At 71.5% G+C, this 15,385-nt stretch carries 14 protein-coding genes; 6 read left to right on the forward strand and 8 right to left on the reverse strand.

Features of this window, described 5'->3' with window-relative positions; genetic code table 11:
- Positions 1-65: 65 nt before the first annotated feature.
- Both ACZ5GH_RS14815 and ACZ5GH_RS14820 read left to right on the forward strand, forming a co-directional pair.
- Positions 66-1,355 (forward strand): MFS transporter, encoded by a 1,290-nt coding sequence (locus tag ACZ5GH_RS14815; RefSeq protein ID WP_387756497.1) that lies wholly within the window; start codon positions 66-68, stop codon positions 1,353-1,355.
- Between the two features lie 26 nt (positions 1,356-1,381).
- Positions 1,382-1,936: a Uma2 family endonuclease gene (locus ACZ5GH_RS14820; protein WP_464334466.1), complete on the forward strand. Its 555-nt coding sequence runs from the start codon at positions 1,382-1,384 to the stop codon at positions 1,934-1,936.
- A 30-nt stretch (positions 1,937-1,966) separates the two neighbouring features.
- Here ACZ5GH_RS14820 and ACZ5GH_RS14825 read toward each other — a convergent pair whose 3' ends face one another.
- The 8 genes from ACZ5GH_RS14825 to ACZ5GH_RS14860 form a co-directional block, all read right to left on the reverse strand.
- Positions 1,967-3,244 (reverse strand): thymidine phosphorylase, encoded by a 1,278-nt coding sequence (locus ACZ5GH_RS14825; protein WP_464334467.1) that lies wholly within the window; start codon positions 3,242-3,244, stop codon positions 1,967-1,969.
- Between the two features lie 106 nt (positions 3,245-3,350).
- Complete coding sequence (locus tag ACZ5GH_RS14830; RefSeq protein WP_387756491.1) at positions 3,351-3,752, reverse strand: cytidine deaminase; 402 nt, start codon at positions 3,750-3,752, stop codon at positions 3,351-3,353.
- Complete coding sequence (locus ACZ5GH_RS14835; protein ID WP_464334468.1) at positions 3,749-5,014, reverse strand: ABC transporter permease; 1,266 nt, start codon at positions 5,012-5,014, stop codon at positions 3,749-3,751. The genes ACZ5GH_RS14830 and ACZ5GH_RS14835 overlap by 4 nt, the downstream gene beginning before the upstream one ends.
- Positions 5,011-6,174: an ABC transporter permease gene (locus ACZ5GH_RS14840; RefSeq protein ID WP_387756487.1), complete on the reverse strand. Its 1,164-nt coding sequence runs from the start codon at positions 6,172-6,174 to the stop codon at positions 5,011-5,013. Before ACZ5GH_RS14840 ends, ACZ5GH_RS14835 begins: the two co-directional genes overlap by 4 nt.
- A gap of 3 nt (positions 6,175-6,177) precedes the next feature.
- On the reverse strand, positions 6,178-7,704 hold the full coding sequence (locus ACZ5GH_RS14845) for an ABC transporter ATP-binding protein (protein ID WP_387756610.1): 1,527 nt from the start codon (positions 7,702-7,704) through the stop codon (positions 6,178-6,180).
- Positions 7,705-8,051: 347 nt separating this feature from the next.
- Positions 8,052-9,113: a BMP family lipoprotein gene (locus tag ACZ5GH_RS14850; protein WP_387756485.1), complete on the reverse strand. Its 1,062-nt coding sequence runs from the start codon at positions 9,111-9,113 to the stop codon at positions 8,052-8,054.
- A 269-nt stretch (positions 9,114-9,382) separates the two neighbouring features.
- Entirely contained in the window at positions 9,383-10,639 is a 1,257-nt protein-coding gene (locus tag ACZ5GH_RS14855) for an amidohydrolase (protein WP_387756483.1), read from the reverse strand.
- Positions 10,640-10,851: 212 nt separating this feature from the next.
- Entirely contained in the window at positions 10,852-12,441 is a 1,590-nt protein-coding gene (locus ACZ5GH_RS14860) for an acyl-CoA mutase large subunit family protein (protein WP_464334469.1), read from the reverse strand.
- Positions 12,442-12,570: 129 nt separating this feature from the next.
- Here ACZ5GH_RS14860 and ACZ5GH_RS14865 point away from each other — a divergent pair, with 129 nt between their 5' ends.
- From ACZ5GH_RS14865 to sdhD, 4 genes are all read left to right on the forward strand, one after another.
- Positions 12,571-13,326 carry an SDR family oxidoreductase gene (locus ACZ5GH_RS14865; protein WP_387756479.1) on the forward strand — a complete coding sequence of 252 codons (756 nt, stop codon included), beginning with the start codon at positions 12,571-12,573 and terminating at the stop codon, positions 13,324-13,326.
- Between the two features lie 301 nt (positions 13,327-13,627).
- Positions 13,628-14,113: a 2-oxo-4-hydroxy-4-carboxy-5-ureidoimidazoline decarboxylase gene (locus ACZ5GH_RS14870; protein ID WP_464334470.1), complete on the forward strand. Its 486-nt coding sequence runs from the start codon at positions 13,628-13,630 to the stop codon at positions 14,111-14,113.
- A gap of 346 nt (positions 14,114-14,459) precedes the next feature.
- Positions 14,460-14,840, forward strand: a complete 381-nt coding sequence (gene sdhC, locus ACZ5GH_RS14875) for a succinate dehydrogenase, cytochrome b556 subunit (protein ID WP_387756477.1) — start codon at positions 14,460-14,462, stop codon at positions 14,838-14,840.
- A gap of 8 nt (positions 14,841-14,848) precedes the next feature.
- Positions 14,849-15,340, forward strand: coding sequence for a succinate dehydrogenase, hydrophobic membrane anchor protein (gene sdhD / locus ACZ5GH_RS14880; protein ID WP_316523753.1), 492 nt, complete (start codon positions 14,849-14,851; stop codon positions 15,338-15,340).
- The last annotated feature ends 45 nt before the right edge of the window (positions 15,341-15,385 follow it).

Below are 15,385 nucleotides of genomic sequence, written 5' to 3' on the forward strand. Positions count from 1 at the left end.
GTGCATCGATCATCCATGCTTCATGCATTGGACGCATCAAGCGCGCCGGTCCTACGGTCGAGGACATGCAGCCCTCCAGTACCAGGGCATCCGTGGCCGCCCCGGATGCCCCCGCCACCGCCCCCTCCTCCGCCGCCATCTCCGGAGACGACCGCCACCGCCCCGGCGGGCGCGCCTTCCGCCGCGCCAACCTCGCCCTGTTCGCCGCCGGGGTCGCGACCTTCGTCCTGCTCTACTCCACCCAGGGCCTGCTGCCGGTCCTCTCGGCCGACCTCGACCTCACCCCCGGCCAGGCCAGCTGGACGGCCTCCGCCGCCACCCTCGGCCTCGCCCTCGGGCTGCTCCCGGCCAGCGCGCTCTCCGACCGGTACGGCCGCACCGCGGTGATGACCGCCTCCACCCTCGCCGCCTCCGTGCTCGCCCTCGCGCTGCCCTTCGCGCCGGACCTCACCACCCTCGTCGCGCTGCGGGCCCTCCAGGGCGCCGCCCTCGCCGGGCTCCCGGCCACCGCCATGGCCTACCTCGCCGAGGAGGTCCACCCCAGCGCGCTGCCCTCCGCGATGGGCCTGTACGTGGCCGGCAACAGCATCGGCGGGATGGGCGGCCGGCTGCTCTCCGGCTGGACCGCCGCCGGGCTCGGCTGGCGCTGGGGCCTCGCCGCCTCCGCCGTCCTCGCGCTGCTCGCCACCCTCGCCTTCCGGCTGCTGATCCCCGCCGCCCGGCACTTCACCCCGGCCCCGGTGGACGCCCGCGCGCTCGCCCGGACCGTCGGGCGGCACCTGCGCAACCCGCTGCTGGTGCGGCTGTACCTGCTCGGGATGCTGTTCATGGCGGTGTTCGGCGCGGTCTACAACACCGTCGGCTACCGGCTGATCGGCTCGCCGTTCCACCTGCCGGAGTCGGTCGCCGCCTCGATCTTCGTGGTCTACCTGGTCGGCACCGGCACCTCCGCCGCGGCCGGCCGGCTCTCCGGCCGCCTCGGCCGGCGCGGCGCCCTCTACGTCTCCATCGGCGTGACCGCGGCCGGCCTGCTGCTCTCCCTCGCCCAGTCCCTGGTCTGCGCCCTGCTCGGCCTGGTCCTGATCACCGCCGGCTTCTTCGCCGGCCACGCCACCGCCTCCTCCTCGGTGGGCCGCACCGCCACCGAGGGCCGCGCCCAGGCCTCCGCCCTCTACCTGATCGCCTACTACCTGGGCAACAGCCTGGGCGGCACCCTCGGCGCCGACGCCTACCACGCCACCGGCTGGCCCGGCGCCGCCACCGTCGGCCTCGCCGCCATGGCCCTCGCCGCCGCCGTCACCCTCTACGCCACCCGCCAGGCCCACGCGGCCCGGCGGACGGTCGCGGACGCTTGACAGCCACCGCCGATAAACTCCGGAACATGAGCATCGATCCTGCTGTGTACGCCCGGCTGCTCGAAATCGCGGATCAGCTGCCGAAGGTGCCGGGGATAGGGAAGATCGAGATCGCCGACGGCCAGATCGTCATGATGATGTCGCCCGTGAAGCGCCACGAACTCGCGGTGCTGCGCCTTTCCCGACAGCTCAACGCCCAGTTGTCGGCCACCCACCCGGGCCACATCGCGTACCACGGTGCGGATCTCCAGGACGCGGGGCTCGGCCGACTGCGCAACCCCGACCTGATGGTGTTCCCCGAGGCGACCCTGGAGGGCGAGCAGCGGGCGGTCCTGCCGCACGAGGTGCTGCTCGTCGTGGAGATCGTCTCGAAGTCCAACCCCGAGAACGACTACCACGACAAGGTTCGCGACTACTCGGCGATGGGGATTCCGTTCTACCTGCTCGTCGATCCCCGCACGGGCACCGGAATCGTGCACTCGGAACCCGGTTACGAGGCCCGGGAGAAGTTCGTGTTCGGCGACCACGTCGCCGTGGGCCCCTGGACGCTCGACACCAGCGGCCTGCTCACGTACGCCTGATCCGGCGTACGCGAGCAGACCCCGGGACCGTCAGGCGATGCGGTCCAGCACGATCGGGTTCGGGGTGAAGGCGGTGCCCGCCGGGGCGACCTCGATGCCGCCGGCCAGGGCCTCGACCGCGTAGTCGAAGCGCTCCGGGGTGTCGGTGTGCAGGGTCAGCAGGGGCTGGCCGGCCACCACCGTGTCGCCGGGCTTGGCGTGCATCTCGACGCCGGCGCCGGCCTGGACCGGGTCCTCCTTGCGGGCGCGGCCGGCGCCCAGGCGCCAGGCGCAGACGCCGACGGCGTAGGCGTCCAGCGCGGTGAGCACGCCGGAGGCGGGCGCCGGGATGACGTGCTGCTCGCGGGCGACCGGGAGCGGGGCGTCGACGTCGCCGCCCTGGGCGGCGATCATGCGGCGCCAGTGGTCCATCGCGGAGCCGTCCCGCAGCGCGTCCGCCGGGTCCTTGCCGTGCACGCCGGCCGCGGCGAGCATCTCGCGGGCGAGCGCCAGGGTCAGCTCCACGACGTCGGCCGGGCCGCCGCCCGCGAGTACCTCCATGGACTCCCGGACCTCCAGCGCGTTGCCCGCGGTGAGGCCGAGCGGGGTGGACATGTCGGTGAGCAGGGCGACGGTGTTGACCCCGGCGGTGGTGCCCAGGCCGACCATGGTGCGGGCGAGCTCGCGGGCGTCGTCCAGGTTCTTCATGAACGCGCCGGAGCCGACCTTGACGTCCAGGACGAGCGCGCCGGTGCCCTCGGCGATCTTCTTGGACATGATCGAGGAGGCGATCAGCGGGATGGCCTCGACGGTGCCGGTGACGTCGCGCAGCGCGTACAGCTTCTTGTCGGCCGGCGCGAGGCCGTCGCCGGCGGCGCAGATGACCGCGCCGGCGTCGCGCAGCACGTCCATCATCTCCTCGTTGGAGAGCAGGGCGCGCCAGCCGGGGATGGACTCCAGCTTGTCCAGGGTGCCGCCGGTGTGGCCGAGGCCGCGGCCGGACAGCTGCGGGACGGCGGCGCCGCAGGCGGCGACCAGCGGGGCGAGCGGCAGGGTGATCTTGTCGCCGACGCCGCCGGTGGAGTGCTTGTCGCTGGTGGGCAGCGGCAGCGAGGAGAAGTCCATCCGGACGCCGGAGCGGATCATGGCGTCGGTCCAGCGGCTGATCTCGCGCGGCCCCATCCCGTTCAGCAGGATCGCCATCGCCAGGGCGGACATCTGCTCGTCGGCGACCTCGCCGCGGGTGTAGGCGTCGATGACCCAGTCGATCTGAGCGTCGCTCAGCTCTCCGCGGTCGCGCTTGGTCCTGATGACGGAGATGACGTCCATGCGTGCTCCAAGAGGGTTTCAAAAAAGCGTCAAAAGCGAAGAGTGCCGCGAGATGACCCGGTTCCGGCCCACTCGCGACACTCTACGCGCGTAACAGAAAAGGATGCTAGAGCCGCTCCGGCCCGAACGCGTCGGGCAGGACCTCGCTCATCGGCTTCACGCCCGAGGCCAGTTCGATCAGCAGCTCCGGCCCGCCGTGCTCGTACAGCAGCTGGCGGCAGCGCCCGCACGGCATCAGCAGGTCGCCGGCGCCGTCCACGCAGGTGAAGGCGACCAGCCGGCCGCCGCCGGAGGAGTGCAGCGCGGACACCAGCCCGCACTCGGCGCACAGCCCCAGCCCGTACGAGGCGTTCTCGACGTTGCAGCCGGTGACCACCCGGCCGTCGTCCACCAGCGCGGCCGCGCCGACCGGGAACCTGCTGTACGGCGCGTACGCGTGGCCCATCGCCTCGCGCGCCGCCGTCCGCAGCAGCTCCCAGTCGACCGGGCCGGCGGCCGGGGCCGTCACTTGCCCTGGCCCTTGCGGTAGATCTGGCCGTCCGCCTTCGGCATCCGCAGCCGTTGCGAGGCCAGCGAGAGCACCACCAGGGTGATCAGGTACGGCGTGGCGACGATCAGCGGGCGCTGCACCTGCTCGGTGAACGCGTACCAGCAGATCAGGCCCGCGGCCGCCGCGATGGTGACCGCCGTCGAGACGTACTTGCGGCGGTACAGGTTCCAGAGCGCCAGCAGGACCATCGCGATGCCGACGATCAGGATCAGCACGTGCACCGACTCCGGGTCGCGCAGCTGGAGGCTGTCGGTGAAGCCGAACAGGCCGGCGCCCATGGCGAGGCCGCCGGGCATCCAGTTGCCGAAGATCATCGCGGCCAGGCCGATGAAGCCGCGGCCGGCCGTCTGGCCGTCCTTGTAGAAGTGCGCGGCGACCAGCGAGAGGTAGGCACCGCCGAGGCCCGCGAACGCGCCGGAGGCGACGACCGCGAGGTACTTGTACTTGTAGACGTTGACGCCCAGCGACTCGGCGGCGGTGGGGTTCTCACCGCAGGAGCGCAGCCGCAGGCCGAACACCGTGCGCCAGAGCGCGAAGTAGCTGACCACGATCAGCACGGCGGCGAGCACCACGACCACCGAGAGCTTGGTGACCATGCCGCCGAGCACCCCGGCGAGGTCCGAGACGAAGAACCAGTGGTGGCTCTCGATGTCCTTCAGCCCGGAGGACAGGCCCGGGATGGTGATGTACGGCAGCGGGTCCGCCGGCGGGGACTGGTTCTGGCCGGCACCGGCCGAGACGTAGTCCTTGTAGTAGATCCGGTTGACGTACGCGCAGATGCCGGGGATCAGCAGGTTGATGCCGACGCCGGAGACGATGTGGTCGACGCCGAAGGTGACGGTGACGACCGCGTGCAGCAGGCCGCCGAGCGCGCCGCCGGCCATTCCGGCCAGCAGGCCGACCCACGGGTTGACCAGGTAGCCCGCCCAGGCGCCGCAGAAGGTGCCGGCGACCATCATGCCTTCGAGACCGATGTTGACCACACCGGCCCGCTCGGACCAGAGGCCGCCGAGACCGGCCATGCCGATCGGCACGGCCGCGCCCAGCGCGGCGGTGACCTGCCCGGAGGAGGTCAGCGAGTGGTTGCCGGTGGCCAGGCCCACGGCGGAGAACAGGACCAGGGCGCCCGCGATCAGGAGCAGGACGACCGGCCAGGACAGCTTGCGCTTCTTCGCGGGCGCGCCCGGCGCCTTCGGACGAGCAGCGGTGGCGGTACTCATGCCGACACCTCCTTCTTCTCAGTGGCCGCGAGCTGGGCGGCGAGCTGGGCGCCGACCTTCTGCTGCTGGCGCTTCAGGCCGTAGCGGCGCACCAGCTCGTACGCGACGACGACGCAGATGACGATGGTGCCCTTCATGACGTCGACGATCTCGAACGGGAACTCGCCGTTCAGGGGCAGCGGGAGCACCGAGCCGGACGCGTCCAGGAAGGCGAACAGCAGCGCCGCGAAGGCGATGCCGATCGGGCTGTTCCGGCCGAGCAGGGCGATCGAGATGCCCAGGAAGCCCAGGTTCTGCTGGAAGGTCTGGCCGAAGTAGTACGAGTTCTGCAGCAGTTCGGGCAGACCGATCAGACCGGCGATCGCACCGGAGACGATCATCGAGATGACGACCATCTTCTTGACGTTCACGCCGGACGCGGTCGCGGCGGACTCCGAGCGGCCGGTGGCCCGCAGGTCGAAGCCGAAGCGGGTGCGGGTCAGCACGAACTGGAAGACCACGCCGACCAGGACGGCGACGACCAGGAAGCCCCAGAGCCTGCCGCCGTCCGTCTCGATCGAGAAGAAGTGGCTGGACTCCGAGATCTTCTCGGTCTGGATCGAGTTGCTGGTGCCGCTCACCTTGGGCGCGAAGATGCCCGGGACGAGCAGCACGCCGACGATCGCGGTGGCGATCGCGTTCAGCATGATGGTCGAGATGACCTCGCTGACGCCGCGGTAGACCTTCAGCAGACCGGCGATGCTCGCGTACAGGCCACCGACCAGCATGGCGGTGATCAGCAGCAGCGGGATCTGGATGAAGGCCGGCAGGTCGAGCCGGCTGCCGACGAAGGCCGCGAACAGCGCCGCGACCTTGTACTGGCCCTCGACGCCGATGTTGAACAGGTTCATCCGGAACCCGAACGCCGCGGCCGCGGCGGCCAGGTAGTACGTGGTGGTCCGGTTGATGATGTTCACCTGGCCGTCCGACTTGGTGGCGTACGTGATCATCACGTTCCACGCGTCGAACGGGTTCTTGCCCGAGGTCGCCAGCAGCACCGAGCAGATGGCGACGGAGAGCACGATCGCGAGCACCGGCGCCGCCAGGGCGAGCACGATCCGCTCGCCGCTGAACCGCTGCGCCAGGCCGGGCTTCGCGGCGGCGGGGTTGGGACTGGTCATGGGTTACTCCCCCGCCTGCGGGTCGTCGGCGGTGTCGGTGTGCGAGTGCTGGCCCTCGGCCTCGGTGCCCTCGGCGGCGACGGCCTGCGCCTCGGCGACGGCCTCCGGCTCGGACTCCAGGTGGCCGCTGGCGGCACCGGTCATCGCGGTGCCGAGGTCCTCGGCGGTGACGGTGGCCGGGTCGGCGTCGGCGACCAGGCGGCCGCGGTAGATCACCCGGATGGTGTCGGACAGGCCGATCAGTTCGTCCAGGTCCGCGGAGATCAGCAGGACGGCCAGGCCGGCCCGCTGGGCGACCCGGATGTGCTCCCAGATCTGCGCCTGCGCGCCGACGTCCACACCGCGGGTGGGGTGGGCGGCGATCAGCAGCTTGGGCTGGTGGCTCATCTCGCGGCCGATGATCAGCTTCTGCTGGTTGCCGCCGGAGAGCGAGGCCGCGGTGACCTCGATGCCGGGGGTGCGGACGTCGTACTCCTCGACGATCCGCTGGGTGTCCACCCGGGCGGCGGCCGGGTCGAGCAGCACGCCCTTGGAGTTGGGCGCCTCGGTGACGTGCCCGAGCATGCGGTTCTCCCAGAGCGGAGCCTCCAGCAGCAGGCCGTGCCGGTGGCGGTCCTCGGGGATGTAGCCGATGCCGGCCTCGCGGCGGGCCCGGGTCTGGACGCCGGAGAGGTCCTTGCCGTCCAGGGTGACGGTGCCGGCGTTCAGCGGCAGCATGCCCATCACGGCCTCGACCAGCTCGGCCTGGCCGTTGCCCTCGACACCGGCGATGCCGAGGATCTCGCCCTTGTGGATGCGCAGCGAGACGTCGTCCAGGACGACGCGCTCGACGCCCTCGGCGTCGGTCTTGGCGATCCGCAGGCCGTCGACGTCGAGCATCACGGCGTCGGTGACGGTCGACTCGCGGCTCTCCGGGGAGGGCAGCTCGGCGCCGACCATCAGCTCGGCGAGCTGGCGGGCGGTGACGGCCTTCGGGTCGGCGTCGCCGACCGTGGTGCCGCGCCGGATGACGCTGATCGCGTCGGCCACCGCGAGCACCTCGTGCAGCTTGTGCGAGATGAAGATGACGGTGACGCCCTCGGACTTGAGCTCGCGCAGGTTGTCGAACAGCGCGTCGACCTCCTGCGGCACGAGCACGGCCGTGGGCTCGTCGAGGATCAGGATCTTGGCGCCGCGGTACAGCACCTTGAGGATCTCGACGCGCTGGCGGTCGGCGACGCCGAGGTCCTCGACCAGGGCGTCCGGGCGCACGCCCAGGCCGTACTGGTCGGAGATCTCCTTGATCTTCGCCTTGGCCTTGGCGCCGATGCCGTGGATCTTCTCGCCGCCGAGGACGACGTTCTCCCACACCGTGAGGTTGTCGGCGAGCATGAAGTGCTGGTGCACCATGCCGATGCCGCGGGAGATGGCGTCGCCCGGGGTGTTGAACTCGCACAGTTCGCCGTTGATCGCGATGGTGCCCTCGTCCGGCTTCTGCATGCCGTAGAGGATCTTCATCAGCGTCGACTTGCCGGCGCCGTTCTCACCCATCAGGGCGTGCACGGTGCCGGTGCGGACGGTGAGGTTGATGTCGTGGTTGGCCACGACACCGGGGAAGCGCTTGGTGATGCCGCGCAGTTCGACGGCCAGTGTCGCCGTCCCCGCGCTGGGGGTGCCGTCCTCGCGCAGGGGGACGGGGTCGGATGCGGTGATGGCGATCTCCTGGTGGTCTGGAGGCGCGACGTTGCGCTCGGAGGGCCAAGGGGGAACGTGGGAGACGGAACGGGGCCCGGGGGTACGCGTTGAGCGCACCCTGCCGGGCCCCTCCCGTGAACTGTGTGGACGCGTCGCGCTGCCGGGCAGGCGGCAGGCGCCGCGGCGTCCGGGACGCGCGGTGCTTACTTGACCGGCGCGGTCGGGATGGTGGTGGCGCCGGACTTGATCGCGTCGGCGGCGGCCTTCAGCTTGTCCTGGATGTCGTCGATCTTGCCGCCGGTGGTGGCGAGCGAGACACCCTCGGCCTTCAGGTCGAACAGCTTGACGCCGGTCGGGCTCTGGCCCTGCTTGACCGACTGGACGTACGAGAACACCGCGGTGTCGACGTTCTTGACCATCGAGGTCAGGATGCTGTTCTTGTACTTCGCCAGGGCCGGCTGGCTGGCCTGGTCGGAGTCGACGCCGATGGCCAGCGCGCCCGACTTGTTGGCGACGGCCTCGATGGCACCGTTGCCGGAGGAGCCGGCGGCGGTGTAGATGACGTCCGCGCCCTTGTCGAGCTGGCCCTGGGCGGCCTCCTTGCCCTTGTCGGGCGAGGCGAAGCCGGTGAAGTCCGGCGGGGTGGTCAGGTAGGTGGTCTCGACCGTGATGTTCGGGTCGACGGACTTCACACCCGCGGTGTAGCCGGCCTCGAACTTCTTGATCAGCTCGGACTGCACGCCGCCGATGAAGCCGACGTGCTTGGCCTTCGACTTGTTCGCGGCGGCGACGCCGGCCAGGTACGAGCCCTCCTGCTCGGCGAAGAGCAGCGAGGTGACGTTGGCCGGCTGGTCCTTGTCGTTCGAGTCGATGATCGCGAACTTGACGCCCGGGTTGTCCTTGGCGACCTTGTTGACCGCCTGCTGGTAGACGAAGCCGACCGCGACGATGGTCTTGTAGCCACCGTCGATCAGGTTCTTGAGGCGGGTCTCCTTGTCGGCCTCGGCCTCGCCCTGCTTGGCCTCGGCCTCGGTCACGGAGACGCCCAGCTCGGACTTGGCCTTGTCGAGGCCACGGGCGGCGGAGTCGTTGAACGACTGGTCGCCGCGGCCGCCGATGTCGTAGGCCATGCCGACCTTGATCGAGCCGTCGCCCGAGCCGGAAGAGGAGGAGGTGTCGGTGCTCTTTGCGCCGCAAGCGGCGAGCGAGGCCATGCCCAGGGAACCCGAGAGCACAACCGCGGCGAGCTTCATTGAACGGCGCAAGGGGATATCTCCTTCTACACGCAACCGTTTGGCGTGGTCGGACGCCACCGTAACGCGCGTAGAACACGGTTGTGTTACGGGGTGCCGGAGCATTCGGGTTGTTATCAAACCGTGGTCTGATGCTCGCCCCGAGGCTCTGTCCCCTGCGCGGACGGTGGTCCGAGGTCGGTCCGGCCAGTCTACGGAACGGTTCCGGAACCCCCGGGTCCGCGCGCTCCGCCCGTGTCGGCCGCACCGCCCCGGGTCCGTCGCCGGCTGTCGCCGCGCCGTCAGCTGCCGTCCGCCTCCAGGGCCAGCGCCGAGAACAGCTCCACGCCGATGCCGATCGACCGTTCGTCCACGTCGAAGCGGCCCTGGTGCAGGTCCCGGACGGTGGCGTCGCCGGGGGCGCGGACGCCCAGCCGGGCCAGGGCGCCCGGGGCGTGCTCCAGGTACCAGGAGAAGTCCTCGCCGCCCAGGCTCTGTTCGGTGCCCTCCACGACCACGGCGCCGTCCCGGCCGAAACGGTCGTTCATCACCTCGTCCAACCGGGCGACCGAGACCGCCTCGTTGACCACCGGCGGCACCCCGCGGTGGTAGTCCAGCGTCCACTTGGCCCGGTGGGTCTCGGCCAGCTTGGCGATCAGCTCGTGCAGCAGGTCCGGCGCCTCGCGCCAGCCGTCCAGCTCCAGGCAGCGGACGGTGCCCTCCAGCTCGGCGTGCTGCGGGATGACGTTGGCCGCGGAGCCGGAGGCGATCCGCCCCCAGACCAGGCTGACGCCCCAGCGCGGGTCCATCCGGCGGGCCAGCGCGCCCGGGAGGTCGGCGGCCGTCCGGGCGACGGCGGTGACCAGATCGGTGGTCAGGTGCGGACGGGCGGTGTGCCCGCCGGGACCGTCCAGGTGGAGCACCAGGCGGTCGCAGGCCGAAGTGATCGCCCCGACCCGCAGCGCGATCCGGCCGACCTCCACCTTCGGGTCGCAGTGCACCGCGAAGATCCGCCCGACGCCCGCCATCCCGCCGGCCTTGATCACGTCCAGCGCGCCGCCCGGCATGACCTCCTCGGCGGGCTGGAACACCAGCCGGACGGGGCGGCGCAGTTCGCCGGTGCGGGCGGCCTCGGCCAGCACCAGGCCGGTGCCGAGCACCACCGAGGTGTGCACGTCGTGGCCGCAGGCGTGGGCCCGGCCGGGGACGGAGGAGCGGTACGGCACGTCGGTCTTGGCGTCGTCGATCGGCAGCGCGTCGATGTCGGCGCGGAAGGCCAGGAACTCCGTGCCCGGGGCGGTGCCGGGCGGGACGATGTCGACGAGCATGCCGGTGCCGCCCGGCAGCACCCGGGGTTCGAGGCCGGCCGCCACCAGCCGGTCGCGCAGCAGCCCGGTGGTTCGGAACTCCTGGCGGCCCAGCTCCGGGTGCCGGTGCAGATCACGGCGGAAGGCGATCAGCTCGGGCTCCAGCGCCCGTACCCGGTCGCGCAGATCGGCGGCGGGACGTGCGACGGCGAGAGTGGTGGCGCCCGACTGAGCGGGCTCAGGACGGTTCATCTCGCCAATCGTAGGCCTGTTGGGGGGATTTGGCCCGACTTCCGGAAAATTAGTCTCCGGATGGGTGCATACCGGCCGGACACGTGGGTATGACATCTTGTTTCAGCCGCCTTCCCCGGGTTGCGTGCCCTGTGCAACGATCCCTCCGGCCGGCGGTCACGGCCGCCACCGCCAGGACGCGACCCGCGGGTTGACGGCCGTTCAGCGGGAGGTCAGAAGCGCTCCACCGGGGCGTACGTCCCCCACACCTCGCGCAGCGCGTCGCACACCTCGCCGACGGTGGCCCGGGCGGCCAGCGCCTCCTTCATCGGGTACAGCACGTTCCCCGTCCCCTCGGCGGTGCGGCGCAGCGCGTCCAGCGTCCGGGTGACGGCGCCGGCCGAGCGCTCGGCCCGCAGCCGGGCCAGCCGCCGCGCCTGCCGCAGCTCGATCGCCGGGTCCACCCGCAGCGGCTGGTACGGCTCCTCCGTGTCCGACCGGAAGCGGTTGACGCCGACCACGGTCCGCTCACCGGAGTCGGTCTCCTGCTGGAGCCGGTAGGCGGTGCGCTCGATCTCGCCCTTCTGGAACCCGCGTTCGATCGCGGCCACCGCGCCGCCCTGCTCCTCGATCCGGTCCATCAGCGCCCGCGCGGCGTCCTCCAGCTGGTCGGTGAGCGACTCCACGGCGTAGGAGCCGGCGAACGGGTCCACGGTGGCGGTCACGTCGGTCTCGTACGCGAGCACCTGCTGGGTGCGCAGGGCGAGCCGGGCGGCCTTCTCGGTGGGCAGCGCGATCGCCTCGTCGAATCCGTTGGTGTGCAGCGACTGGGTGCCGCCGAGCACCGCGGCGAGCGCCTGGACGGTGACCCGGGCCAGGTTGACCTCGGGCTGCTGGGCGGTGAGCTGCACTCCCGCGGTCTGGGTGTGGAAGCGCAGCATCTGCGAGCGCGGGTCCCGGGCGCCGAATCCGTCCCGCATGATCCCGGCCCAGATCCTGCGCGCCGCGCGGAACTTGGCCACTTCCTCCAGCAGGGTCGTGCGGGCAACGAAGAAGAACGAGAGCCGGGGCGCGAAGTCGTCCACGGCCATCCCGGCGGCGAGCGCGGTACGGACGTAGGCGATGCCGTTGGCCAGGGTGAAGGCGACCTCCTGCGCGGGGTCGGCGCCGGCCTCGGCCATGTGGTAGCCGGAGATGGAGATGGTGTTCCAGCGCGGGATCTCCGCGCGGCAGTACCGGAAGACGTCGGCGACCAGCCGCAGCGAGGGCTGCGGCGGGAAGATGTACGTGCCGCGGGCGATGTACTCCTTCAGCACGTCGTTCTGGACCGTGCCGGTGAGCGCCGCCGGCGCCACCCCCTGGGCCTCGGCCACCAGCCGGTAGAGGAGCAGGAGCAGGGCGGCGGGCGCGTTGATGGTCATCGAGGTGGACACGTCGCCGAGCGGGATGCCGTCGAACAGCTCCGCCATGTCGTCGACGCTGTCCACGGCAACGCCCACCCTGCCGACCTCCCCGGCGGCGAGCGGCGCGTCCGAGTCGTAGCCCATCTGGGTGGGCAGGTCGAAGGCGACCGAGAGGCCGGTGCCGCCGCCGGCGATCAGCTGCCGGTAGCGGGCGTTGGACTCGGCGGCGGTGCCGAAGCCCGCGTACTGGCGCATCGTCCAGGGGCGGCCGGTGTACATCGTCGGGTAGACGCCCCGGGTGTACGGGTACTCCCCCGGCCGGCCCAGCCGGGCGCCGGCGTCCCAGCCCGCCAGGGACTCGGGCCCGTACAGCGGCTCGATCCCGAAGCCCGACTCGGCGCGGCGCGGCTCGGCTGCCATGGGTGCCTCCTGCGGAACTGGGAGCGGGGTCCTCGCGGTGTCTCGCAATGTAGGGCCTGACCGGCCCGCCGGGGCGGCGACGCGGTTGAGATGATCGGGTGAACGACCGATGAGCCCCAGGGAGTGGCAATGACCGAGCAGAAGGTGGCCGTGGTCACCGGTGCCAGCAGCGGGATCGGCGCGGCGACCGCCCGCCGGCTGGCCGCCGAGGGTTTCGACGTGGTGCTGACCGCCCGCCGGACCGACCGCGTCGAGGCGCTGGCCAAGGAGATCGCCGACGGGGGCGGCTCCGCCCGGGCGGTCACCCTGGACGTCACCGACCGGGCCGCGGTGGACGCCTTCGCGGCCGCGGTGGGCCGGGTGGACGTCCTGGTGAACAACGCCGGCGGCGCGATCGGCGCCGAGACCGTCGAGCACGGCGACCCGGCCGACTGGCGGGCCATGTACGAGGTGAACGTGCTCGGCGTGCTGCACGTGACCCAGGCCCTGCTGCCGGCCCTGCGGGCCACCGGCGACGGCACGGTCCTGGTGCTCTCCTCGACCGCCGCGCTGGCCGCGTACGAGGGCGGCGGCGGGTACGTCGCCGCCAAGCACGCCGCGCACACCATCGCCGCCACGCTGCGGCTGGAGCTGTGCGGGGAGCCGATCCGGGTGATCGAGATCGCGCCCGGCATGGTGAAGTCCGAGGGCTTCGCGGTCACCCGCTTCCGCGGCGACGAGGAGAAGGCCGCCGCGGTCTACGCGGGCGTGGCCGAGCCGCTCACCTCGGAGGACGTCGCGGACACCGTGGCGTGGGCGGTCACCCGGCCCTCGCACGTGAACATCGACCTGCTGGTGGTCCGCCCCCGGGCGCAGGCCGCCAACCACAAGGTCCACCGCGGCTGAGCCGGGGCCCGCCCCGAGCGGCGGGCCGACGACCGCGGGGAGGGCGCTGACGTGCGGGTGTCAACGTCACAACTTGATAGCTCGTCCGGATGAATTCGGCGCGCGCCCTCCCCAACTGATGACGGCTCAACTACCTTTGAGGCGCAGCCCGACCGGCGCCCGCGCGCCCCTCGGCAGCCCCTCTTCCACCCGCTCACCCCCCCCTTCACCGGCACCTTCCCGCCCTCACGAGGAGGACCCGCTGGCCAGCGACATCCCGTCACAGCGGCTCGACGTCAGAACAGAGCCGACCCTCCTCGGGTTGCACCGCTTCAACGAAGCCGACGCCGGCGCTGCCGAGGAGGCCCTGCTGGCCTGCTGCGGCAGCCACCGCTGGGCCCTGCGCCTCACCGCGCACCGGCCCTACCCCGACATCGAGTCCCTGCTGGCCGCCGCCAGCGAGGCCTCCTACGACCTCCGCCCGGCCGACCTCGCCGAGGCGTTGGCGGACGAGAGCTGGATGCCGCAGCCGCTGCTCGGCATGCGGGCCCCCGGCAGCCAGGCCGCCCACACCGCGCTGCGGGCGGCGCACGCCGCGTACGAGGCCCGGTTCGGGCACGTCTTCGTGGTCTGCCTGGAGCGGGTCGCCCCGGAGGAGATGCTCGACACCGTGCTCTCCTCCATCCGCACCCGGCTCGCCAACGACCCGGACGAGGAGCGGCTGATCGCGGCCGACGAACTCCGCCGGATCGCCCTCACCCGACTGGAGCACCTGGTCGCCACCCCCACGGGGGCCGCGGCGCACTGAGCCCGCCACCGCACCCCGGCTTCACCTGTGCGGGTGACTCCATCCGCGAATCCGCCCGGACGGGTGAATCCGGGGCACCACCGGAGCCGAACCGGCCCGGGTCCGCGACCGCCGCGCCCCGCACCCTCCGGTGCGGGGCGTGAGCGCGCCCTCACCCGCCGTGGCGACAACCGGTCCGGTTCCCGCCCCGCTAGGCCAGAAGTGCCTGATTGATCACACCTGGGGCCCCCGGAGGCGGTTCCCGAGAAGGCGTCGATAGGATGCTGGCGGCCGGTGGACCGTACCCGGCCGGGCTGACCGACACCGAAGCCGGCCGAGCCCCCAATCGCTTCCGGAGGGTTTTTCCGTGCCGGCTGGAACGCTGTACCGCGGCCGGGAAGGCATGTGGAGCTGGGTGGCTCATCGAGTCACCGGCGTCCTCATCTTCTTCTTCCTGTTCGCCCACGTCCTGGACACCGCCCTCGTGCGAGTGTCGCCGGAGTCCTACGACACCGTCATCCAGACGTACAAGACTCCGCTCGTGAACCTGATGGAGTACGGCCTGGTGGCCGCCATCCTGTTCCACGCCCTCAACGGCCTGCGCGTCGTCGCGGTGGACTTCTGGTCCAAGGGCCCGAAGTACCAGAAGCAGATGCTCTGGACCGTCGTCGGCGTCTGGGTCGTCATGATGGCCGGTTCCTTCTACGGGATCCTCCAGCACACGCTGATCTCCTGGTTCGGGAAGTGAGCCGAGACATGTCCACGGAAATCTCCGACGCCATCGTCGTCCCGTCGAAGCAGGCGCACACCGGCAAGGGACTGGGCACCGGCAACCCGGCCGACGCGTTCGTCATCGAGCCTCCGCGCAAGCGGACCAAGAAGACCCCGCGTCGCACCCGCACCAACTTCGAGATGCTGGCCTGGCTCTTCATGCGCCTGTCCGGCATCGTCCTGGTCGTGCTGATCCTCGGCCACCTGCTGATCATGCTGGTGCTCGACGGCGGCGTCTCCAAGATCGGTTTCGCCTTCGTGGCCGGCCGCTGGGCCTCGCCGTTCTGGCAGGGCTGGGACCTGCTGATGCTCTGGCTCGCCATGCTGCACGGCGCCAACGGCATGCGTCAGGTCATCAACGACTACGCCGAGAAGGACTCGACCCGGCTCTGGCTCAAGGGGCTCATGGGTACCGCCACGGTCTTCACCGTGCTGCTGGGCACCCTGGTGATCTTCACCTTCGACCCCAACATCTGAGCCGCGAGCACCATCGACCACCGGCAGAGGCCAGAGGCGAGTTAA

It is taken from the genome of Kitasatospora sp. Xyl93 (genome assembly GCF_055383135.1).

Coding starts and splice junctions, on each gene's coding strand:
- ACZ5GH_RS14825 (WP_464334467.1), bottom strand. CDS start 3,244: ATGGACGTCATCTCCGTCATCAGGACCAAGCGCGACCGCGGAGAGCTG.
- ACZ5GH_RS14865 (WP_387756479.1), top strand. CDS start 12,571: ATGACCGAGCAGAAGGTGGCCGTGGTCACCGGTGCCAGCAGCGGGATC.
- ACZ5GH_RS14845 (WP_387756610.1), bottom strand. CDS start 7,704: ATGGGTGAGAACGGCGCCGGCAAGTCGACGCTGATGAAGATCCTCTAC.
- sdhD (WP_316523753.1), top strand. CDS start 14,849: ATGTCCACGGAAATCTCCGACGCCATCGTCGTCCCGTCGAAGCAGGCG.
- ACZ5GH_RS14840 (WP_387756487.1), bottom strand. CDS start 6,174: ATGACCAGTCCCAACCCCGCCGCCGCGAAGCCCGGCCTGGCGCAGCGG.
- ACZ5GH_RS14855 (WP_387756483.1), bottom strand. CDS start 10,639: ATGAACCGTCCTGAGCCCGCTCAGTCGGGCGCCACCACTCTCGCCGTC.
- ACZ5GH_RS14860 (WP_464334469.1), bottom strand. CDS start 12,441: ATGGCAGCCGAGCCGCGCCGCGCCGAGTCGGGCTTCGGGATCGAGCCG.
- ACZ5GH_RS14815 (WP_387756497.1), top strand. CDS start 66: ATGCAGCCCTCCAGTACCAGGGCATCCGTGGCCGCCCCGGATGCCCCC.
- ACZ5GH_RS14820 (WP_464334466.1), top strand. CDS start 1,382: ATGAGCATCGATCCTGCTGTGTACGCCCGGCTGCTCGAAATCGCGGAT.
- ACZ5GH_RS14835 (WP_464334468.1), bottom strand. CDS start 5,014: ATGAGTACCGCCACCGCTGCTCGTCCGAAGGCGCCGGGCGCGCCCGCG.